The following is a 20,643-nucleotide window of genomic DNA, read 5'->3' on the forward strand; positions in this document are numbered from 1 at the left end:
GCCGGTGCAAGGAAAAACGCGAGGTTAGCGGCGCAGGCCGAGCAGGTCGCGCGCAATGACCCAGCGATGCACTTCGCTGGGACCTTCGTAGATGCGCATCAGCCGGGTCTCGTTGGCCATCTGCTGCAAGGGCAGTTCCTTGGTCATGCCCATCGCGCCGAAGGTCTGCATGGCATGGTCGATCACGTCCCAGGCCATTTCGGTGGCGAACACCTTGATCATCGAGACCTGGGTGCGGGCTTCTTCGCCGGCGTCGATGCGGGCGGCGGCTTCGTAGGTCATCAGGCGGCAGGCGTGGATGCGCGTGGCGGCATCGGCCACCCACCACTGGATGGCCTGGCGCTGCGCCAGCGGCGCGCCGAAGGTCTGGCGCTGCGGCGCGTACTCGCAGATCATGTCCAGCGCGCGCTGGGCGCGGCCGATGCACCAGGCGGCCATCTGCACGCGGCGCGTCGACAGCCGCGCCTGCATCGGCGCAAAGCCCTGTCCCTCGGCGCCGAGCAGTTGCGTGGCGGGGATGCGGCAGTCTTCCAGCACCACTTCATAGGTCGAGGCGCCGCCGATCATCGGGATGCGCCGCTCGACCCGCAAGCCCGGCGTGCCACGCTCGACGATGAAGGCCGAGATGCCGCCGCGCGCGCCGCGGGCCTTGTCGGTCACGGCCATGACGATGGTCCAGTCGGCGCGCGCCGCGCGGCTGATCCAGATCTTGCGGCCGTTCAGCACCCAGTGGTCGCCATCGCGCTCGGCGCGCGTGGCCATCATGGCGGGATCGCCGCCGGCGCCGGGTTCCGAGATGGCAATGGCCGACACGGTCTCGCCGCGCGCATACGGCGCCAGGTAGCGCTCGCGCTGGGCTTCGCTCGCGGTCAGCATCAGCATGCGCAGGTTGGGCGAATCCGGCGGCAGGTCATAGGGCGTGATGGTCTTGCCCAGTTCTTCGTTGACGCCCACCATGGCCACGGTCGGCAAGTCCGAGCCGCCCAGCTCCACCGGCGCGTCCAGGCCCCACAGGCCCAGCTCGCGCGACATGGTGTCGAGGCGCGCCTGCTCCTCGGGCAGCAGCGCCATCTGGCCGCCGGCGGCCTCGCGCGCCAGCACGGTGGGTTCCAGCGGGATCAGCTGCTCGCGCACGAAACGCGCGACCAGGTCCTTCAGCATCCGGTGTTCTTCGTCGAGTTCAAAGTGCATGGCCGTGTTCTCGGGGGTTTATCGGTGTTGGTGCGCATCCGGCGCGATGGCGAGTTCCTGCAGGATCTCCGCGGTATGCTCGCCCAGCACCGGCGCATGGCGGCGCAGCGACAGCGGCGTGGCCGAGAAGCGCGCGGCCGGGCGCACTTCGCGCAGCGGGCCTTCGGTGGGGTGCTGCGTTTGCTGGAACAGGCCGACCGCGCGCAGGTGCGGGTGGTCGACCAGCGCATCGAGGCCGTAGATGGGCGTGGCGGGAATGTCGAGCGACTCGAACAGTTCCATCCACTCGCCGGTGGTGCGCGCCGGCGTCAGTTCGGCCAGGTGGCCGTACAGCGCGCGGATATTGGCGTTGCGCTGCGCGCGGTCGGCGACGTCGTAGCGCTCGGCCAGGTCGTCGCGGCCCACCGCGCGGAAGAAGGCGAGCCAGTGGCGCTCGGTGTAGGGCAGCGCGCAGATCCAGCCGTCGCGGGTCGGCGCGGGGCGTCGCCCGCCTTGCAGCAGGCGCGCGTAGCCGGCGCCGGCGGGCGGCGGCTCGAAGGTCAGGCCGCCCAGGTGCTCGGCCATCACGAAGGCGGTCATGGTTTCCAGCATCGGCACCTCCACCAGCTGGCCCACGCCGTGGCGCTCGCGGTACAGCAGCGCGGCCAGCACGGCATTGGCCAGCGCCAGCCCGGTGGTCTTGTCGGCCAGCAGGCTGGGCACGTATTCCGGGCGCTCGCCGCTGGCGGAACCCAGCGCGACCAGCCCGCAGCCGGCCTGGATGATGTCGTCGAAGGCCGGCTTGTCGCGGTGCGGGCCGTCCTGGCCAAAGCCGGTGGCCATGCAGTAGACGATGCGCGGGTTGATGCGCGCCACCTCGGCATAGCCAAAGCCCAGCCGCTCGATCGCCGCGACGCGCATGTTGTGCACCAGCACGTCGGCGCCGGCGATCAGCGCGCGCAGCGCCGCCGCGCCGTCGGGCGTCTTCAGGTCCAGCACGACCGAGCGCTTGTTGCGGTTCAGCGCCAGGTAGATCGAGCTCATGCCGGCGTGCTGCGACACCCCATTGGCGCGCATCAGGTCGCCCTCCGGGCCCTCGACCTTGATCACGTCGGCGCCGAAGTCGGCCAGCACCTGCGTCGCCAGCGGGCCGAGCACGACCGCGGTCAGGTCCAGCACGCGGATGCCGTCGAGCGGGCCGGCCGGTGCCGGGCGGGAATCTGCTTCGCTCATCGGTCGCTCCTTCAACGGCGCTGGAACACGGGCGCGCGGCGCGCGGCCATGGCCGCCACGCCCTCGCGGAAATCCTCGCTGCGGAACTGCCCGCGCTGGATTTCCAGTTCGCGCTGGTTGGCCGCGGCAATGCGGTCGGCCAGCCCTTCGCGCAGCGTGGCGCGCGTGGTTTCCACCGCCAGCGGGGCCGAGGCGGCGATTTCCTGCGCCAGCGCCATGGCGCGGGCGTCGACCTCGGCCTTTGCCACCAGTTCGTCGGCCAGGCCGATATCGACCGCGTCGGCCCCGGTGATGCGCCGGCCGGTGTAGAACAGCAGCGCGGCCTGCTGCTCGCCCACCAGGCGCGGCAGCGTCACGCTCAGGCCGAAGCCGGGGTGGAAGCCGAGCCGGTTGAAGTTGGCGCTGAAGCGGGCCTCGGCGCAGGTCACGCGGAAATCCGCCACCAGCGCCAGCCCAAGCCCCGCGCCGATGGCCGCGCCCGCCACGGCGGCGACGATGGGCTTGCGGTTGCGGTACAGCTTCATCGCGTGGACGTAGAACGCGGCGGGGTCGCTGGCGACTTCGCCCTGGCCGGCGCCGCTGAAGTCGGCACCGGCGCAGAAGGCGCCGACGCCCGAGGCCAGCACGATGGCGCGGCAGCCGTGGTCGTCGTCCAGCGCCAGCAGGGTATCGGCCAGGCGCCGCATGACGTCGGCATCGACAAAGTTGTGCGGCGGACGCGACAGCACCACGCAGGCTACGTGGCCGTCGCGGGTGACGTGGATCTCGGCATCGGATGACATTCGGGGGCTCCTCTGGGTTCGGCCGGCTCGGGGCCGCGTGCCCACAGTATTCGCGCGGTGCCGCCGCGCCGCTATACTCCAATTTCGCTTACTGAAATTGATAGCGATGCCTGACACCAACCCGCCACCCGGCTCCAGCCGCAGCGTGACCCACCAGACCGGCCGCTTTATCCGGGAAACCGCTGGCAGCCAGTCGCTGGAGCGGGGGCTGACGCTGCTGCGCGCCTTCCGCGTCGGCACCACCAGCCTGACCAATGCGGAACTGGCGGCGCGCACCGGCCTGCCGCGCCCGACCGTGAGCCGGCTGACGCGCTCGCTGGTGGATGCGGGCTTCCTGCGTTATGACGTCAATGAGCGCGCCTACCGGCTCGCGCCCGTTGTGCTGAGCCTGGCGGATGCCTTCCACCAGTCCAGCCGCGCGCCGGAGATTGCGCTGCCGCTGATGCGCAAGGTGGCCGAGGCGGGCAAGGTCAACGTGGGACTGGCGGTTGGGGACAAGCTGGAGATGGTGTACCTGGCGTCGATCCGACACAGCCGCGACAGCGTGTCGCGCACGCGGCGCGTGGTGCCGGGCTCGCGCGTGCCGATGGAGCTGACGGCGATCGGCCTGTCATGGCTGGCGGCGCAGCCCGAGCCGGTGCGCAGCGACTTGCTGGCCGGCATCGCCGCCCGCCAGGGAGAGGCGTGGCCCGGGATGCGGGCGCGCGTGCTGCGCGGCATCGCGCAGGCACAGCGGCACGGCCATTGCACCGCGGCCTACCAGCCGGGGCATCTGCTGGCGGTGGGCGCGGCCTTCTCGGGCCCGGACCAGCAGCTGTACGGACTCAACATCAGCTACCCGTTCAGCGAAACCGGGCGGCGCGGCGACCATGCGCGCTATGCCGCGCAACTGGAGCGGTTGGTCGCCGAGATCCAGCAGGCCTGGCGGCGCGCCGCCGGCTAGTCCGCGTCAGTACACCGACGGCATGCCTTCCGGCCGGTTCTTGAAGCGCCGGTGGATCCAGTAATACTGCTCCGGCATGGTGGCGATCTGCGTTTCCAGGAAGGCGTTCATGCGGCGCGAATCCTCTTCGACGCTGCCGGAAGGAAAGCCTTCGAGCGGGTCGAACACGCGCAGCCGGTAGCCGCGGTAGTCGGGCAGCACTTCGGTGGTGAACGGCACCACGCGCGCGCCGGTCATGCTGGCCAGGCGCGAGGCCGAGGTCAGCGTGCACGCCGGCACGCCGAAGAACGGCACGAACACCGAATCGTTGATGCCGAAGTCCATGTCCGCCGCCAGCATCACCGGGCAGCCGGCGCGCAGCGTGCGCACCACCTGCTTGCCGCTGCCGTTGCGCGGGATCATCTCGGCGCCGAAGCGCCCGCGCTGCGTGCGCGAGATCTGCTCCAGCAGCGGGCTGGACATGCGCGTGTACAGCGACGCCACCGGGTGGCGCATCGAATAGAACATGCAGCCGGCCTCGATGCCGACGAAATGGAAGCCCATGAAGATGGTCGGATGCTCGGCGCACGAGGCCAGGTCGATGCGCGAATCCAGCTCGACCAGCTTGCCCAGCCGCTCGGCGTTGCCGAACCACTGCACGCCGCGCTCCAGGTAGCTGCGCAGCACATGGCCGAAATGGTCGCGTGCCAGCTGCTCGCGCCTGGCGGGGTCCATGTCGGGGAAGCACAGCGCCAGGTTGGTATGGACGATGCGCCGGCGGCGGCTGGGGATGCGGTACAGCAGCTTGCCGATGGCGTCGCCCAGCCGGGCGGTCACGCCGTACGGCAGGGCGGCAAAGAGCTTGAAGGCTGCGATGGTCAGCGCGGCCTGGAGCCGGTGGGTCATGAAGATCCTGGAGTGCGGCAGCGGCGCTCGGGCGGGCCCGGGGGCAGGCGGCTGCGCGGCAATGGTTCGGCGCCACGCGGGTGGCGGATGTCAGGTGCGCGGCAAGGCGCGAAGAGCAAGGGCCGGCTCCCGGCACATGCCCGGCGCCTGGTGCGCACCGTGTGCGCGTCGGGGCGGCAAAGCCGGGCGGAACGCTGGCGCGCCATCCCGGGGCGGTATCCCGGGTCCGGGCGGCTTGGAGTGCGCTAAGCGGCGCTGCTCATGCTTTGACTGAGGGCGCACTGTAGCACGATGCCAGGGCCCCAGGAATGGCAGTTACTACCGGTATCAAACCGGCAACAGTGGTGGCGACGCGATGGCCGGCAGGGGCTGCCGCGGTGCCGTCAGCGCTGGCGCAGCTCGCCGAGGTAATAGTTGACCTCGGCCAGCAGCGCCGTGTGGAATTCGGACGGCAGCACGTGGTCGTCGGTCAGCGACAGCAGCTGGTCGATGCGCTGGCGGAACTGGCGCTGCGCGCCCGCGCGGGCATCGGGCGGCAGCGCCACGGCCATGGCGCACAGCATTTCGCGCATCACCAGCAGCCGGGCGCCGTACTGGATCATGGCGTCGCCCTGGGTCTTGAGGTTCTGCGCAAGCTGTTCCGGCATGCCCTGGCGGCGGGCAGCGCCGGCGGGGGATCGCGGCGGCGCCGGCTGCGGCGCGCCGCTGGCCTCGGGTGCGGGCGTGCCCAGCATCTTGCCGAGTTTGGGGATCTTGAACATGGGCGAGGCTCCGGGAGCGCCGGCGGCGGGGTGGTCGGGTGCATCCATCATGGAAGGGCGCGGGTGGCCGGACTGTGCGCCAGCAGACAATGGCAAGGGGGCACCGGCGCTCATGCGCCGGCAGGCGCGCCGTTTCGTGGCGGCCGGGGTGTGCGACACTTGCCCGCGCGCGGCGGCGGCTGGCACAGGCCGCAGATGTGGCGCTGGCGCGCATCGTCGGCGCGCACCACGAACTCGCCATGGCAGCAGCGGCAGCGCGCCAGCCGCAGCATGCCGCGCTCATGGAAGCGGACCAGCATCCAGGCGCGGGTAAAGCTGAGCTGCGCGGCCTCGCCGGTGACGCACAGGTGCTCGCGATACAGGCGGAAGGCGGCCAGCGTGGCATGGATGCGGTCCAGGAGGCCGGCACGGACCATGAAGCGGTACGCACCGAGCAGCATCGAGGCATGGGCGTTGGGGCGCCAGGCCAGGAACCAGTCGGTCGAGAACGGCAGCATGCCCTTGGGTGGCGACGCGCCGCAAAGCTCCCTGTACAGGCGCGTCAACCGCACGCGCGGCAGCGACACTTCCGCTTCCAGCACCTGCAGGCGCGCGCCCAGGCCGATCATCTCGATGGCCAGCCGGGTCTGCTCCATCTCTTGCAGCACGCTCTTGCCGGCGGGCGCGGGCAACGGGCTCGATGTGGCCGCAACGGGGCCGCCCATGGCGGCGACGGCGTGTGTGTCCATGATCTCCTCCTGCGCGGGGGCACGGTGCGGCGCTGTCCGCATGCGTACCCTCCGCGTTATGGCTTTTCGTAATACGAAAGGATTCTTGGATCGGGGCCGGCTTATAACCGTGATGCTCGTCAATAATCGTATTTCCACGATCGACGGCATCAGGTTGTCAGGATCCATTGTTGGCGCATTTTGTCGGTGCCCGCGGCGCCATCCCGCAGCACTGTAGGAGAAGCGCCCACACGGTATCGGACAGACGCCGATTTATCGGTTCTGCCCATGGGCTACGCTGCAAGAACACCAACGACAGGGAGCAACCCATGGCTGCAAACTTCCTGATCAGGCAGACCGCGCAAGGCTGGGAACTGACGGTCGAAAGCGCGCGCAAGGGCCTGGTCCATTGCGACGACCGCGACGTCGCCGTCAACATCGGCATGGCCGCGGCCAAGCGGCGCGGTGTGGTGCTGATCGTGGACGAAGACGAGGACGATGCCCCGCACCGCCTCACTCCCCTGGCCGCCTGACGCGGCAAACCGGTTGCGTGACAACGGCGGGCGCCCTGTAACGGTGGCGCCCGCTTTTGCTTTGGTGCGGGGCGCGCGGCATGCGTGCCGCACCCCATGCCCGCCAGTGGTATGGAACTTGCGCCCCGCTGACTGGCTGCGCGGCCCGCCAGGCCGCGCCGCAAGCTCAACCCTTGGAGACAGCGATGCATCCATTCCGAAATGAAGGCGGCGGCTCCTGGTGGCGCGACGACCGCGACGCCGATGATTCTCGCCGTCGCGGCGACGGCCCGCGCGACGACCCGCGCGGCTACGGCGAGGGACGCTATGGCCAGCGCGGCGGCCCCGCGCACGACTACGGCGAGGGCCGCTATGAGGGCCGCCAGCGGCACGACAGCGGCGTGCGCGAGTCCGGCTACTACGGCGGGCGCTCCAGCCCGGCGCAGCGGGCCTGGGAAGCCTCCGCCGGGCGTCCGCCATGGGAAGAGGACGAAGCCTGGCGCCGCGGCAGCGAGGTCCGCGACGAATGGGGCGACAGCCGCGGCAATGCGTCGCCCGACATGCCGCGCGGGCGCGACCGCGTGGGCCCCAAGGGCTACCAGCGCAGCGACGAGCGCATCCGTGAAGATATCTGCGAACGGCTCGCGCATGCGCGCCATGTCGACGTGCGCGACGTCGAAGTCGAAGTGCAGGGCGGCGTGGTGCGCCTGACCGGCAACGTGCGCGACCGGCGCCAGAAGTACTGCATCGAGGACATCGTCGACGATGTCTTCGGCGTGCAGGAGATCCATAACGCGGTGCGCCTGGGCGCGCCGGGCGCGTTCGGCGTGTCCGGCATCACCGAAGGGGCGCAGTCCGGATCCCGGTCCGGATCGCAATCCGGCCAGCCCGGGCAGGGGCATGTCAGCGGCGTCAGCAGTTCCGGCAGCGCCACCGGCTCCAGCGCCAGCAGCTACGGCGGCGGCATGGAAACCGGCAGCGGCGGTCCGGGCCAGGGCCGCGACAGCACCGGCGGCACCACGCGCATGGGCTGATCGCGCCGAGGCAGCACTATGGCGCCGGTGGCTCGTCCTCCGGCGCCTGCGGCTCGGCCATGCGGCGATGCTGCCCGGCCAGCACGTCCGCGGGCGTCACCATGGCAATGGCGGCGCGCAGCTTGTTCTGCCAGCCGGGTACCGCCTCGCCTTCGCCGCGCATCATCGCATCGAAGCCGATCCGCGCCACCTCGGCGGGGTCGGCCTTCTTCTGCTGGCCAAGGCGGGTATCGAGCAGGTCGGCGCGTTCGAAGAAATCGGTTTCGGTGGCGCCCGGCATCAGGCACGTGACCGACACGCCGCTGTCCTTCAGCTCGTGCCGCAGCGCATAGGAGAAGGAATCCAGGAACGCCTTGGTCGCGTTGTACACGGCCTGGCAGGTGCCGGGAACGAAGCCGGCGATCGATCCGGTGATCAGGATGCGCCCCTCGCGCTGCGCGCGCATCATCTGACCGACCCGGTGCAGCATGTGCAGGGTGCCGGTCACGTTGGTCTCGACCACGCGCTGGATGTCCGCGAAGTCCTGGTCGAGGAAGGCGTGGCCCAGGCCGCGGCCGGCGTTGGCGCACAGCACGTCGACGCGGCGGCCGTCCAGCGCATCGCAGACCTGCCCGACGCCGTCGGGCGTGGACAGGTCCGCCAGCAGCGCCGTTACCTCGGTGCCTGCGTCGCGCAGTTGCGCCGCGGCGATTTCGATCTGCGGCTCGTCCGCGGCAATCACCAGGTCATAGCCGCGCTGCGCGCAGCAGCGGGCCAGTTCATAGCCGATGCCGGAGGACGCCCCGGTCACGACGGCAAGCAGGTTGGTGCGGCGAAGCGGCGTGTCAGGCACCGGATCTCCTGTGCGTTGTGGTCCGTTTTTACTGCGTCGTTGTAAGGATTAGCGACGCTTCATCCCACCCGCCGCCATGTGCGCACGCCCATCCAGACGCCCAGCAGCGCCACCAGCGTGACCAGCACCGCCAGCGTCACCGCCGTGCCAGGGCCAAGGCCGCCGAACCACGCATAGGCATCGGACCGGCGCCACAGCACCCAGGCCAGCGTTGCGGTGGCGACCACCAGCGCGGTCTGCGTCAGCGCATCGACCACGCGCATCAGGCCGCGCGCCGTGCCGGCAAGGGGATCGCGCCGGGCTTCTGAAGCGGTGATTTCGGGGTCTTCCATGGCATGGGGTGGCAGAGGGAATGTGCTGGACGTGCAAGACCTGTTCCCGCTCATCACTCACGCGCGCGGCCGATGGGCGCTTGCGCTTCAGAACACCCCCAGCCCCAAACCTGCCGCCAGCCCTTCGCCAAGCTCCGCGCAACGGGCCAGGTCCGCCGCTTCGATCTGCTTGGGGGCAAGGATGCGCTCCGGCGTCTGCGCATGCGTGCAGACGATCAGCCCGGGTGCGACCGGGTTCAGGCGCCAGCCGGTGGCGATGCGCTCGAGCTGGCGCAGCGCGTTCTGGCCATCGCTGCCGGCGCAGATCATGGCGGCGTAGGGACGGCCATTGATGCGGTCGAGCACTGGGTAATAACAGCGGTCGAAGAAGTCCTTCATCATGCCCGCGATCGCGGCCAGGTTCTCCGGGGTGGCGAACAGGTAGCCGTCCGCGGCCAGCACGTCGTCGGGGCCGGCCTCGGCGGCGGTCTTGAGCACGACCGTGACGCCGGGCTGCCGGCGGGCCGCTTCGGCGGCGGCCGCGGCCATCTGGCGCGTGCCTCCGGTCATGGTGTGGTAGACGATCAGCAGCGTTTTCATGCTTGCGGGTGGACATATGCGTCCGTCTGACGCATGTTGCCGACTGTATCACGGCCATTTCGCCGCATCGCGGGCCAGCCGGGGGCGATAGCCGGTGCCGTAGAATCCGGGGCTGGCGCCCCTGCTATGACTCCATGCCGACATCCAATCCTCCCATCGACCGCTCTGCCAGCGAGCAGGCCATCCAGCTGCTCGATGCCGCCACGGAGCACGTCCTTGCCCACGGCCTGGGCGACCTGTCGCTGCGCAGCGTGGCGGAAGCGCTGGGCACCAGCCACCGCATGCTGATCTATTACTTCGGTTCCGGTGATGGCTTCTGGCAGGCGCTGTTGCACCGCATCCGCCATGCCGAGCAGTCAGCGCGCCAGCGCATGGAACTGGCCGGCATGGATCCCCAGGCCGCGATGGTGGCGGCGTGGGAGCGCTATTCGGCGCCAGGCTACCTGCCAATCATGCAGCTGATGTTCGAGATCTACGGCCGCGCGATCCGCGACCGTGAGCGTTTCAGCGGCTTTCTCGAAGATGTCGTCGGCAGCTGGACCACCACGCTGGCGGCCCGCCTGCAGCAGCAGCTGGGCCTGAGCGCCGCCGAGGCCCGGCTGCGCGCGCGCGTGGAGCTGGCCACCGTGCGCGGGCTGTTGCTGGACCTGGTCACTACTGGCGACCGCAAGGGCACGACGGCCGCGCTGAAGTACTTCGCCGCCATGATGGCGGCGCCGCCCCAGGGCAGTAAGTAGCGGCGCACGCCGCCGGTATTCACACCGATACCCACACCGATCTTCGCGCCGGTCTCGGCGTAAACCCCGATTTTGCCGTGCCGTGTACCACGTGGTACATTGCGTCCCGCACGCTGCGCAAGCGCGGCGGAGCATGGCAAAACCAACGGGGTGCAATATGGATCGGCGACAACTACTGGCCTGGCTGGCCGCGAGCGGGGTGGCGATGGCGCTGCCTGGTATCGGGCAGGCGCAGGCCTTCCCTGCGAAACCTGTGCGGCTGGTCGTGCCGCAAGCCGGCGGCACCGGCAACGACGTGCTGGCGCGCGCACTGGCGGAAAAGCTCAGCCGTGCCTGGCAGCAGCCGGTGGTAGTGGAAAACAAGCCCGGCGCCAACGGCACGCTGGCGGTCAGCTATGTGCTCGGCCAGCCCGCCGACGGCTACACGCTGTTCTTCGCCGGCGTATCCAACCTGAGCTTCAACCCATTCCTGTATCCGAAGCTGCCGTACGATCCGGGCCGCGACCTGGCTGGCGTGGCGATGCTGGCGAATTCTCCGTTCGTGTTTGTCGCGGCGCCATCGCTCAAGGTCGACACGTTCAGGGACTTCGTGCAGATGGCCAGGGCCCGGCCGGGCGAAATCAGCTTTGCGTCGGGCGGCATCGGCAATTCCACTCACCTGGCGATGGAGCTGGTGGCCCAGCGCACCGGAATCCGGTTGCAGCACGTGCCGTTCAACGGCACCGGCGGCTCGGCCAGCCTGATGAACGGGCAGACGCCGGTGATGATGAACGTCGTCGCCGGGGTGCAGCCCTTCATTACCGGCAAGAAGCTGGTCCCGCTCGCGGTCACCGGCGACAAGCGGCTGCAGGCGCTTCCCGCGGTGCCGACCTTCCGGGAACTCGGCTACGACGTGCAGGTGCCCGGCTGGTACGCCATCGTGGCCCGCTCGGGCACGCCCGCGGCGGTGATCAGCAAGGTCAATGCCGACATCAACCAGATCCTGGACGATGCGCAGTTCAGGGAGAAGCTCGGCTTCCAGTTCCTGGAAGCGATCAAGGGTCCGCCGTCCGAAGTCGAGCGCTACATGAAGCGCGACGCCGACACCTGGGGCCCGATCATCCGCAAGCTTGGCATTTCGCTCTGAGGACCGCAGCCATGGCACATCTGACCAAAGCCGTACACGACTATCGCCTCGCGGCCATGCACCGGCTGATGGACCGGCTGCGCGTCGACGCGCTGGTATTCGGCACGCCCGACTTCTTCCAGTACGCCACCAACTTCCAGCTCGACGTCTGGCCATGGGAGCGGCCGGTTTTCGTGGTGGTGCCGCGCAACGGCGACACCTTCGCGGTCATGAACGAGCTGTCGACCAACCACATGCGCTTTGCCACCGAGCAGGGCACGGTCTGGCTCACGGACGTGAGCTATTACGCCGAGCATCCGCGCGTGTCCAACCGGCTGCCGTTGCCGTCGCAACTGCCCGAGGTGGTGGCTGCGTTGCTGGGTGCGAAAGGGCTGGGCCTGTCGCGCATTGCGGTCGATGTCCAGCATCCGATCCTGATGGCGGCGCAGCGCTATCTGCCGGAGCTGACGCTGCGGCCTGCCATGGCCGAGATGCGCAGCCTGCGCTGGGTCAAGCATGCGGAAGAGTTGCAGGTCATGCGCGAGCTGGGCGCGCTGACGGACTGGGTGCAGGACCGCTACCGCGAGAATATCCGCCCCGGCCGGCTGGTGCAGGAACTCGACCACGCCATGGCGGCGTTGATGTCCGAAGAGGCGGCGCGGCGCTTTCCGGGCGAGGATTTCGACATCCTCAAGTGCTGGACGCTGAGCGGTCCCGCTTCCGCATCGCCTCACGGCGACGGCGCCGCGTGCGGCGCGCGCATCAAGGCTGGCGATACCATCGTCAACCTGGTGTTGCCGCGCCTGAACGGGCTTTATGTCGAGAACGAGCGCACGTGGTTCTGCGGGCGGCCCGGCAACGAGCAGGCGCGGCTCTACCAGGTCGCCGCAAACGCCACCGACGCCGCCGTCGCCGCGGCGGTGGTCGGCAGGCGGGTGTGCGACATGGATGCGGCCGCGCAGGCGGTGATCGAGCAGGCCGGCTGCGGCGACTACGTGTTCCACCGCACCGGCCACGCGGTCGGGCTGATGCTTCACGAGTACCCGGAAGACATGGCGTTCAACACCCGTGCGCTGCTGGCGGGCGAGGTGTATTCGGCGGAGCCGGGCCTGTACGTCTATGGCCTCGGCGGCTTTCGTCTCGACGACACCGTGGTGGTCGGCGCACAACCCGAAGTCATCGTCAAGACGCCGAAGACGCTGGCGTACGCGACCGTGGCCTAGCCACGGCCGCGCCCCTCAGTCCAGCGTCACCCCCGTATCCGCCGTCAGCTTCAGCACCACCGGCAGGTAGGCCTTGTAGGCCGCGTCTGCCTGCGCCGGGGTGGTGCCCAGCGGCTCCGCGCCCATGTCCAGGATGCGCCGCTGCATGTCGGCGCTGGCGACCAGGCTGGCGGTTTCGCGGCCGAGGCGGTCGATGATGTCCTGCGGGGTCTTCGCCGGCGCCATCAGCGTGATCGGGCCGGTCAGCCGGAACGGCTCGTCGGGGTAGCTGGCTTCGGCGAACGTGGGCACGTCCGGCAGCGCCTGCGCGCGCCGCGTGCCGGTGACCGCGAGCGGTCGCAGCTTGCCGGTGGCGAAATGCTGCTTGAGCGCGGTCACCGAGCCGACCGTCACGTTGACCTGGCCGGCCAGCAGGTCGGTCACCATCGGCCCTTCGCCGCGGTAGGGCACGTGCAGCATGTCCACCTGGTATTGCCTGGCGAAATAGGTCTGGATGGTGTGCGGCTGCGTGCCCGCGCCCCAGGAGCCCATGCGCAGCTTGCCGGGCGAGGCCTTGGCATAGGCCAGCAGCTCGGCGACGGTCCTGGCGGGCACGCTGCTGTTGACGGCCAGCACGGTGCGCGCGGTGGCGATGTCGGAGACCGGGCGCAGGTCGGTGCGCGGGTCGTAGGGCAGCTTCTTGTACAGCGCCAGGTTGGCGGTGATCGGGCCGGGAATGGTCATCAGCAGCGTATAGCCGTCCGGCGCGGCCTTGGCGACATAGTCGGTGCCGATGATGCCGCCGGCGCCGCCCTTGTTCTCGACCACCACGGTCTTGCCGAGCTGGCGCGACAGGCCGTCGCCGACGGCGCGCGCCAGCGTGTCGGTCAGGCCGCCCGGCGGATAGGCGACGATCAGGTGGATGGGCTTGGCCGGGTAGGCGCCCTGTGCCTGCGCGACAAGCGGCGCGACGGCAAGCGCCGCGACGCCGAGCCAGCGCAGCGCGGCCAGCCGCAGCGTGCCGCGCTGCCGCGGTGAAAAACGGACAACGGTCATCATGATGGCTTGGGTCTCCTGTCTATGCGATGTCACGGTTTGACTGACTCGGGTGCCTTGCGCCCGCACCTTAGTCCAGCTTGATGCCGCGGGCCTGGATCAGCTTGCCCCATTTGCCGATCTCCTGGTCGATAAAGGCAGAGAACGCGCTGCCGCGCTCGGGATGCGGCTCCAGGCCCAGGCCCAGCAGCTTGTTGCGCGTTTCCGCATCGGCCAGCACGGCCGACGCTTCGCGGTTCAGCCGCTCGGTGATGGCGGGCGGCGTGCCCGCCGGCGCGACCAGCCCGAACCAGCCGTAGCCGACCATGCCCGGATAGCCCTGCTCAGCAAAGGTGGGGGCATCGGGATAGACCGGCGTGCGCTGTTCCGAAGCCACCGCCAGCACGCGCAGCTTGCCGGCCTTGATAAAGGGCAGCGCCGAGGTGATGGCGGTCAGCGTGGCATCGGCGCGGCCCGCCAGCAGTTCGGTGTAGGCGGTGGCGTCGCCGCGGTAGTGCACGCTCAGCAGCTTGAACTTGCCGACCTGCCCGAACAGCTCGGCGGTCAGGTGCGGGCCGGAGCCCGCGCCCGGCGAGGCTACCGTCACGCCGTCGGGCTTGTCCCTGGCCATGCGCACGAAGTCCGCCACGGTGCGGGCCGGCGAGTTCGCATTGACGATCAGGAAGATCGGCCCCAGCACGCGCGGCCCCACTGCGACGAAATCCTTGTGCACGTCGTAGCGCTGCGCAATGCCCGCGGCGGTGTTGATGGCGAAGGGCGCGGCCGCCCACAGCAGCGTATAGCCGTCCGGCGTGGCATGCGCCACCTGTTCCGTGGCCAGCCGCGTGCCGGCGCCGGGCTTGTTCTCGACCACCACCTGCTGGCCGAGCCTGCTGCCCAGCGCATCGGCGAGGATGCGCGCCGAGATGTCGTTGGAGCCGCCGGCGCCGTAGGGCGACACCAGCTTGACCGGCCGCGACGGATACGCCTGCGCCTGCGCCTGGCCGGCGAGGCACAGCAGGGCCACGCCGGCCGTCAGCACGGCCCGGGCGAAGACGATGGTTCGGTTCATGACGATTCCTTGATGCGGCGGATGGCGGGGTAGCGGAAGGTGCGCTCCAGGTGCGCGCGGCCGGGGACGTACAGGCGCAGCGCCACGTAGAACGGTTCGGGCGGCGCGGGCAGCCAGTTGCCGGCATCGTCCGCGTCCGCCGGCCCACGCGCGCCCAGCACGATGCGCAGGCTGCCGTCCGGCGCCGCGCGCAGGTGCGGCGAGCGGTCGCCCAGCGAATAGCGCTGCAGCGGGTTCTCCGCCAGCATGCAGTCGGCCTTGCGGTACAGGGTCAGCGACCAGAACGCGCCCACCTGCGGCAGGCCTTGCTCGGGGAACACCAGCTCGTACTGGTGGGTGCCGTCCAGCGGCAAGCCATCGGCATCGCAATCGGCCATCAGGTACATGGCTTCTTCCACGCCCAGCGCGCCGATGTAGTTGCGCGCCACTTCGGCGCGCTGCGCGTAGTGCGTGCCGAACGAGGTGCGGATTTCCACCGGCAGCGACCAGCCGCCGCCCAGCGCGGAAGCCCGCGGCGCGGCCAGTTCGGCATCGACCTGCACCAGGGCCGCCGCCAGCGCGGTGCGTTGCGCCGGCGTCAGCGGCGCGCTGCCGATGCCGGCGTCGGCGAAGCTGCGCACCAGCTCCGCCTCGGCGGCGGGCGGCGGGTTTTCGATCAGCATGCGCTGGACCACGGCGGCGTAGCGGTCGGGATTCCCCGGCCGCTCGCCGGCGTGCATGCCGGCGTCAATCACCGTTGCGGCGGCAGTGCCGTCGGGCCTGCGCAGGCGGATGCCGTCCTGCAAGGCATGCGCGCCCGGCAGGTCGGCTTCGCCGTCGGCCAGGATGCGGCCGATGATCCAGACCGCATCGGTGGGGCAGGGCAGCGGCGTGGCGCCGGCCGGCACCTCGCCGCGCCAGGCCGGCCCGTGCAGCAGCCAGGTGCCGCCTTGCGTGCCGGTGGTGCGGGTGCCGATGTAGCCGAACGGGTTGGTATAGGCGTCCAGCAGCCCGAGCACGTAGTAGCGGCCGTGGCAGTCGGGCACGTCCAGCAGCAGCGGGCCATGGGACAGGTCGAGCCAGGCGTTGGTGTAGAGCGTGTCGTTGTTCGGCGTGACCACCTGCCGGTGCTGCGGGCCGAGCAGCGCGCGCACATGCGTGACGGTGTTGATCCAGCGCAGCGGGGAATCGGGGCCGTCGCCGGCAAAGGTGCCGGCGCTGTCGCGACGCGGGCAGGTGGCGGCACGCATGCGCGCCATCTCGTACAGCGGCAGCGTGTAGCGCACCGCGTCGCGGGCGAGTGCTTCGAGGGAAGTCTCGTGGATGGCCATGGGTGGGCTCCTTCAGGCGATGCGCCGCAGCGGCGGAATCACGTAGTCGCCGGCGATGAAGCCGTCGGTGGGGTGGTACAGGCGCAGGATCAGGTAGAACGGCGCGTCCGGTGCCGGCAGCCAGTTTTCCTGCGCGTGCTCGGGGCGCTGGTGCGAGATGGTCAGCGTGAGCCCGCCGTCGGCGTGGTACTGCAGCCCCGGGCTGCGGTCGCCCAGCGCATAGCGGCCGATCGCGTTGTCGGTGAAGAAGCGGTCGGCGCCGTAGAGCGAGACCGACCAGAATGCCTGCGCCGGCGGCAGGTTTCCGGCCGGGAAGTGCAGGGCGTAGGCGTGGCGGCCGTGCAGCAGTTCGCCGTCGGCGTCGTAGTCGGCGGCGGCGTAGATGGCCTCGTCGGCGCGCAGCGCGCCCAGGCCCTTCATCGCGGTCACGGCGCGCTGCATCCAGTCGTCGCCATAGCGGCCCAGCAGCAGGCTGTAGGTCCAGCTCTTGCGCGCATGGCTGCGGGTATTGGCTTCGATCAGCGCCATGCCTTCGCGCCAGGCGCGCACCAGGCCTTGCTGAACCGCGGGCCGCAGCGCGCCCACGTCGACCGGCTCGCCCGCTCGGATACCGCACTTGCGCAGCAGCGACAGCAGCCCCGCGGCGGAAGGCTCGGCCGGATATTCGCGCAGCGCGTTGAAGACGTTGGCGAAGAAGTCGAGCGCCAGTTCGCCGCTGTCCTGCCAGTCGCGCACGCAGGCCGGTTGCCGCGCGCTGCCGCCGGACAGGCGGAAACCCTGCTCGAAGGCGCTGGCGGCGGGCAGGTCGTCGGTGCCGGTCACCAGCACGCGCCCCAGCAGCCAGACCAGCGACGTGGGGCAATGCACCACGTGCGCCCCGTCGGCGTGCTGGCCGGGGCCAACCAGCACGATGTCGGCGCCGGCGGCAGGCACGTTGCGCGGGCCCAGGTTCTCGAAGTTGTTGGTCCAGGCGTCGAGCAGTTCCACCACGTAGTAGCGGCGCGCATCCGGCAGCGCGGGCACGTGCAGCGTGACGGGGCCGTCGGCCAGGTTGACCCAGGCGCAGAAGTAGAGCAGGTCGTTGGCCGGCGTGACGATGTCGCGGTCGCGGTGGGTCCATGGCTGCGTGCTGGCCGACAGCGTGTTGACCGGCGCGCGCCCGTAGCCGGTGGCCTGTGTCACCGAAGTCTGCAGCCGGCAGGTGCGCAGGCTTTCGAACAGCGGGTAGGTGGCCAGCACCAGCGGCAGTGCCGCCGCGGCGGTCAGGGCTTCCTGCGGGGTGTCGATGGGGGCGCCGGCAAGGAAGGGCGCAGCGGGGTGGTTCATCGGGTGGTCTCCTCGGTCTGTCTGGTTGCGTGGCGGTCGGGCTCGGCCGCATGCAGGGTCACCACCGCATCGGCGGCGACCACGCCGCGGGCGGTGACGATCAGCGGATTGATCTCGATCGTGTCCAGCCGCGGACCCAGCGCGGCGGCGGCCTGCGAGACGCGCACCAGCACTTCGGCCACCGCGTCGGCATCGATGGCGGGATGGCCGCGGTGGCCCGACAGCAGCGCCCCGGCGCGGCTCGCGCGCAGCATGGTGCGCGCACGGGCGTGGCTCAGCGGCGCCAGGCCGAACGCGGTCTGGCGGAAGATTTCCACCGCGGTGCCGCCGATGCCGGCCAGCGCCACCAGGCCGAACACCGGGTCGCGCCGCACGCCCACCATCAGCTCGCCCCAGCCGCGCACCATGCCGGCGACCAGCGCGCCGTCAAAGCGCGCAGGCGTGTCGTGCTTGGCCGCGGCGGCCCGCACCTGCGCAAAGGCGGCGCGTGCCGCGTGCGCGTCGGCCACGTTCAGCACCACGCCGCCGACATCGCTCTTGTGCAGGATGTCGGGCGAGCACAGCTTGATCGCGACCGGATAGCCGATGGCTTCTGCCATGCGCACGGCCTCGTCGGCATCGCGCGCCAGGCCGTGCGGCGCGGTGGGGATGCCGCAAGCGGCCAGCCATTGCATGGCTTCGAACTCGGACAAGGCGGTGGTGCCGGGCGGCACCTCGGGAACGGGCAGCACGTCTGCGGCGGCCGGAGCGGCCCCCGGCGCCTGCGCTGCCGCTGCCTGCGCCGCGGCGCGGGCCAGCACGGCCACGGCCTGCACCGCGTGTGCCGGTTCGCGGAACACCAGCGCGCCGCGCGCTTCGAGCCAGCGGCGCTTGTCGTCATCGACCAGGCCGCTGAACAGCAGCGGCGCCGCGGTGCCGCTGCGGTAAAGGGTCTCGACGGTCTGCTGCAGCCCGGGCCACAGCCGCGGCGCGCCCACGCCGCCGGCCAGGAAAGCCACCACGCTGCCGTAGTCCGGGCTTTGCGCGGCGGCGGCAAGCGCGTCCAGCAATACCTCGGGCTGTGCCACCACCTGCCCGGTGACGTCGATCGGGTTGGCGGTGCTGGCGAACGGAATCGCGCGGCGCAGCGCGGCGGCGCCGGCCTCAGGCATCGGCGGCAGCAGCAGGTCGAGCGCCTCGGCCTGGTCCGCCATCATGATGCCGACGCCGCCGGAGACCGTGACCAGCGCCACAGGCGTGACGGCATTGGCCGGCTCCTGCGCCGAAGGCTGCCAGCGCGTGGGCCGGCGCCCGCGCGACAGCACGTAGCCGAGCCGGAAGAACTGATCCAGCGTATCGGCGCGGAACACGCCGTACTCGTCGAACACCGCCTGGTAGACCGCGTCCTCGCCGGCCAGGCTGGCGGTATGCGATTGCGCCGAACGCGCGCCGGCCTGCGTGGTGCCCACCTTGGTCACCACCACCGGCTTGCCCGCCGCGCGCGCGGCCGCCAGCGCGCGGCGCAGGCGGTTGCCGTCGCGGCAGCCTTCCAGGTAGGCAAGGATCACGCGCGTGGCATCGTCGCGCGCCAGCCATTCGATCACGTCGGCCACATGCAGGCCGGCTTCATTGCCGGTGGTGACCCAGTGGCTCAGGCCCAGCGCGGCCTCGCGCGCGAGCGCGAAGGCATAGGCACCGAAGGCGCCGCTCTGGCTGACCAGCCCCACCTCGCCGACCGGCGGCAGCCCGCTGAGCGGCATCGGGGAAAAGGTGGCGAACACGCGCTCGCGCAGGTTCATCGCGCCCAGGCAGTTGGGCCCCAGCAGCGTGATGCCGTGGGCCTGCGCCAGCGCCGCCAGTTCGGCCTGCAGCGCGACGCCATCGCCGCCGGTTTCGGCAAAGCCCGAGGTGAAGAACACCGCGGCGCGCGTGCCGTTGCGCGCCAGCTGGCGCATGGCATCGAGGCTGGCACTGACCGGCAGCGCCACGATGGCGAGGTCGGCCGGCGCTTCCAGCGCGTCCAGCGAGGGGATCGCGGCCAGGCCCTGTACCTCGCTTGCCGTGGCGTGGACCGGGACGATGCGTCCGGCGTAGCCCAGTTCGCTCAGCAGCCGCACCGGCATGCCGCCCACCTTGTCGGGCTGGGTGGATGCGCCGATCACGGCGATGGTGCGCGGTTGCAGCAAGGCGCTCAGGTCTGGCATCGATTGTCTCCGTATGCGTGCGCCGTCACGTCGTGTTCCTTGCAGCCGGCGCCGCGAGTCTTGTCATGGTTGTGCCGGCTCATGTTGTCATGACATGTTATGATGAGTCAACGTTGTTATGATAAGTAGATGCCCGCATGGGCCATCCCCGCATGGGCTATCCCATTGATCCGCCGACTCTCGTGACAACCAGCTCACTGCCCCGCTTCAAGCAGATCGAAGGCGCGCTGCGCCAGCGCATCGTCAACAACGAATGGACCCCGGGCATCAAGCTGCCGTCTGAGGCCGAGCTGATGGCCGAGTTCGGCGTCAGCCGCATTACCGTGCGCCAGTCGCTGGCGTCGCTGCTGGCGGAGGGGCTGATCGAAACGGTCCACGGCAAGGGCAGCTTCGTCAGCCGCCCCACGGGCCAGGCGGACCTGGGGCCGCTGACCGGCTTCTATGACTACATGCGCGCCCGCGGCCACGAAGCGCACGGCAAGCTGCTGTCGACGCGGCTGGTCACCGCGCCGGCCGTCGCCGCCGACGCGCTGCGCGCGCCGCCCGGCAGCAAGCTGCTGAGCGTGACCACGCTCAAGTCGGTGGCCGGCACGCCGGTGGCGGTGGGCGTGACCATGGCGCCCGAAGCGCTGATGCGCGCGATCCTCGAGCACGACCTGGAAAACCACGATGCGCTGATGATCCTGGAGGCGCGGCTGGGCTATCGCCTGAAGTACCTGCATACCGAAAGCGCGGCGATTCCCGCCACCGCGGAAACCGCGCGCCGGCTGAAGGTCGAGCCGGGCGAGCCGTTGCTGCGCATCCGCTTCACGCCCCACGATATCGACGAGCGGCCGCTGGCGTTCTCGGAATTCATGTTCCGGGGCGACAAGTTCACCTACAAGGCCTGCGTGCGGCGTTAGG

21 protein-coding genes are annotated in these 20,643 nt (G+C 70.5%); 7 read left to right on the forward strand and 14 right to left on the reverse strand.

Annotation, left to right across the window (positions count from 1 at the left end):
- Positions 1-24: 24 nt before the first annotated feature.
- From CBM2594_RS18430 to CBM2594_RS18440, 3 genes are read right to left on the reverse strand one after another with little or no spacing between them, the layout of a single operon-like run.
- A complete protein-coding gene (locus tag CBM2594_RS18430; protein ID WP_116358261.1) occupies positions 25-1,191 on the reverse strand; it encodes an acyl-CoA dehydrogenase family protein in 1,167 nt (388 codons plus the stop codon).
- An 18-nt stretch (positions 1,192-1,209) separates the two neighbouring features.
- Positions 1,210-2,403, reverse strand: coding sequence for a CaiB/BaiF CoA transferase family protein (locus tag CBM2594_RS18435; RefSeq protein ID WP_116358262.1), 1,194 nt, complete (start codon positions 2,401-2,403; stop codon positions 1,210-1,212).
- Positions 2,404-2,414: 11 nt separating this feature from the next.
- A complete protein-coding gene (locus tag CBM2594_RS18440) occupies positions 2,415-3,185 on the reverse strand; it encodes an enoyl-CoA hydratase/isomerase family protein (protein ID WP_116358263.1) in 771 nt (256 codons plus the stop codon).
- 106 nt (positions 3,186-3,291) lie between these two features.
- On the opposite strand from CBM2594_RS18440, the gene CBM2594_RS18445 reads away from it, so the two are divergent.
- Positions 3,292-4,128, forward strand: a complete 837-nt coding sequence (locus CBM2594_RS18445) for an IclR family transcriptional regulator (RefSeq protein WP_116358264.1) — start codon at positions 3,292-3,294, stop codon at positions 4,126-4,128.
- 6 nt (positions 4,129-4,134) lie between these two features.
- Here the strand turns inward: CBM2594_RS18445 and CBM2594_RS18450 are convergent, their stop codons facing one another.
- The 3 genes from CBM2594_RS18450 to flhC all read right to left on the reverse strand — a co-directional run bounded on the left by CBM2594_RS18450 (position 4,135) and on the right by flhC (position 6,502).
- Positions 4,135-5,013 (reverse strand): lipid A biosynthesis lauroyl acyltransferase, encoded by an 879-nt coding sequence (locus tag CBM2594_RS18450; RefSeq protein ID WP_116358265.1) that lies wholly within the window; start codon positions 5,011-5,013, stop codon positions 4,135-4,137.
- A 383-nt stretch (positions 5,014-5,396) separates the two neighbouring features.
- Positions 5,397-5,774, reverse strand: coding sequence for a hypothetical protein (locus CBM2594_RS18455; RefSeq protein WP_116358266.1), 378 nt, complete (start codon positions 5,772-5,774; stop codon positions 5,397-5,399).
- Between the two features lie 110 nt (positions 5,775-5,884).
- Positions 5,885-6,502 carry a flagellar transcriptional regulator FlhC gene (gene flhC, locus CBM2594_RS18460; protein ID WP_373457596.1) on the reverse strand — a complete coding sequence of 206 codons (618 nt, stop codon included), beginning with the start codon at positions 6,500-6,502 and terminating at the stop codon, positions 5,885-5,887.
- A 308-nt stretch (positions 6,503-6,810) separates the two neighbouring features.
- On the opposite strand from flhC, the gene CBM2594_RS18465 reads away from it, so the two are divergent.
- Positions 6,811-7,014 carry a hypothetical protein gene (locus CBM2594_RS18465; protein WP_116358267.1) on the forward strand — a complete coding sequence of 68 codons (204 nt, stop codon included), beginning with the start codon at positions 6,811-6,813 and terminating at the stop codon, positions 7,012-7,014.
- Positions 7,015-7,199: 185 nt separating this feature from the next.
- Positions 7,200-8,027 carry a BON domain-containing protein gene (locus tag CBM2594_RS18470; protein WP_116358268.1) on the forward strand — a complete coding sequence of 276 codons (828 nt, stop codon included), beginning with the start codon at positions 7,200-7,202 and terminating at the stop codon, positions 8,025-8,027.
- 16 nt (positions 8,028-8,043) lie between these two features.
- Here the strand turns inward: CBM2594_RS18470 and CBM2594_RS18475 are convergent, their stop codons facing one another.
- The 3 genes from CBM2594_RS18475 to CBM2594_RS18485 form a co-directional block, all read right to left on the reverse strand.
- Positions 8,044-8,859, reverse strand: coding sequence for an SDR family NAD(P)-dependent oxidoreductase (locus tag CBM2594_RS18475; RefSeq protein WP_116358269.1), 816 nt, complete (start codon positions 8,857-8,859; stop codon positions 8,044-8,046).
- Positions 8,860-8,918: 59 nt separating this feature from the next.
- Entirely contained in the window at positions 8,919-9,191 is a 273-nt protein-coding gene (locus tag CBM2594_RS18480) for a hypothetical protein (RefSeq protein WP_116358270.1), read from the reverse strand.
- Between the two features lie 87 nt (positions 9,192-9,278).
- Positions 9,279-9,770, reverse strand: a complete 492-nt coding sequence (locus CBM2594_RS18485) for an NAD(P)H-dependent oxidoreductase (protein ID WP_116358271.1) — start codon at positions 9,768-9,770, stop codon at positions 9,279-9,281.
- Between the two features lie 134 nt (positions 9,771-9,904).
- Here CBM2594_RS18485 and CBM2594_RS18490 point away from each other — a divergent pair, with 134 nt between their 5' ends.
- The 3 genes from CBM2594_RS18490 to CBM2594_RS18500 all read left to right on the forward strand — a co-directional run bounded on the left by CBM2594_RS18490 (position 9,905) and on the right by CBM2594_RS18500 (position 12,835).
- A complete protein-coding gene (locus CBM2594_RS18490) occupies positions 9,905-10,507 on the forward strand; it encodes a TetR/AcrR family transcriptional regulator (RefSeq protein ID WP_116358272.1) in 603 nt (200 codons plus the stop codon).
- A gap of 157 nt (positions 10,508-10,664) precedes the next feature.
- The gene (locus CBM2594_RS18495) at positions 10,665-11,633 is read left to right on the forward strand and encodes a Bug family tripartite tricarboxylate transporter substrate binding protein (RefSeq protein WP_116358273.1); all 969 of its coding nucleotides are present in this window, start codon (positions 10,665-10,667) and stop codon (positions 11,631-11,633) included.
- 11 nt (positions 11,634-11,644) lie between these two features.
- Positions 11,645-12,835, forward strand: coding sequence for a M24 family metallopeptidase (locus CBM2594_RS18500; protein WP_116358274.1), 1,191 nt, complete (start codon positions 11,645-11,647; stop codon positions 12,833-12,835).
- Between the two features lie 15 nt (positions 12,836-12,850).
- Here the strand turns inward: CBM2594_RS18500 and CBM2594_RS18505 are convergent, their stop codons facing one another.
- The 5 genes from CBM2594_RS18505 to CBM2594_RS18525 all read right to left on the reverse strand — a co-directional run bounded on the left by CBM2594_RS18505 (position 12,851) and on the right by CBM2594_RS18525 (position 19,740).
- Positions 12,851-13,873, reverse strand: a complete 1,023-nt coding sequence (locus CBM2594_RS18505; protein ID WP_116358275.1) for a Bug family tripartite tricarboxylate transporter substrate binding protein — start codon at positions 13,871-13,873, stop codon at positions 12,851-12,853.
- A gap of 67 nt (positions 13,874-13,940) precedes the next feature.
- Positions 13,941-14,921, reverse strand: coding sequence for a Bug family tripartite tricarboxylate transporter substrate binding protein (locus CBM2594_RS18510; protein WP_116358276.1), 981 nt, complete (start codon positions 14,919-14,921; stop codon positions 13,941-13,943).
- Positions 14,918-16,231 carry a DUF1254 domain-containing protein gene (locus CBM2594_RS18515; protein ID WP_116358277.1) on the reverse strand — a complete coding sequence of 438 codons (1,314 nt, stop codon included), beginning with the start codon at positions 16,229-16,231 and terminating at the stop codon, positions 14,918-14,920. Before CBM2594_RS18515 ends, CBM2594_RS18510 begins: the two co-directional genes overlap by 4 nt.
- A gap of 12 nt (positions 16,232-16,243) precedes the next feature.
- On the reverse strand, positions 16,244-17,557 hold the full coding sequence (locus tag CBM2594_RS18520) for a DUF1254 domain-containing protein (RefSeq protein WP_116358278.1): 1,314 nt from the start codon (positions 17,555-17,557) through the stop codon (positions 16,244-16,246).
- Positions 17,554-19,740 carry an acetate--CoA ligase family protein gene (locus CBM2594_RS18525; protein WP_116358279.1) on the reverse strand — a complete coding sequence of 729 codons (2,187 nt, stop codon included), beginning with the start codon at positions 19,738-19,740 and terminating at the stop codon, positions 17,554-17,556. The genes CBM2594_RS18520 and CBM2594_RS18525 overlap by 4 nt, the downstream gene beginning before the upstream one ends.
- Positions 19,741-19,892: 152 nt before the next feature.
- Between CBM2594_RS18525 and CBM2594_RS18530 the strand changes: the two genes are divergently transcribed.
- A complete protein-coding gene (locus tag CBM2594_RS18530; protein WP_198048216.1) occupies positions 19,893-20,642 on the forward strand; it encodes a UTRA domain-containing protein in 750 nt (249 codons plus the stop codon).
- Position 20,643: the final 1 nt, after the last annotated feature.

Origin of the sequence: Cupriavidus taiwanensis, assembly GCF_900249755.1 — a bacterium.
GTDB lineage: Bacteria > Pseudomonadota > Gammaproteobacteria > Burkholderiales > Burkholderiaceae > Cupriavidus > Cupriavidus taiwanensis_D.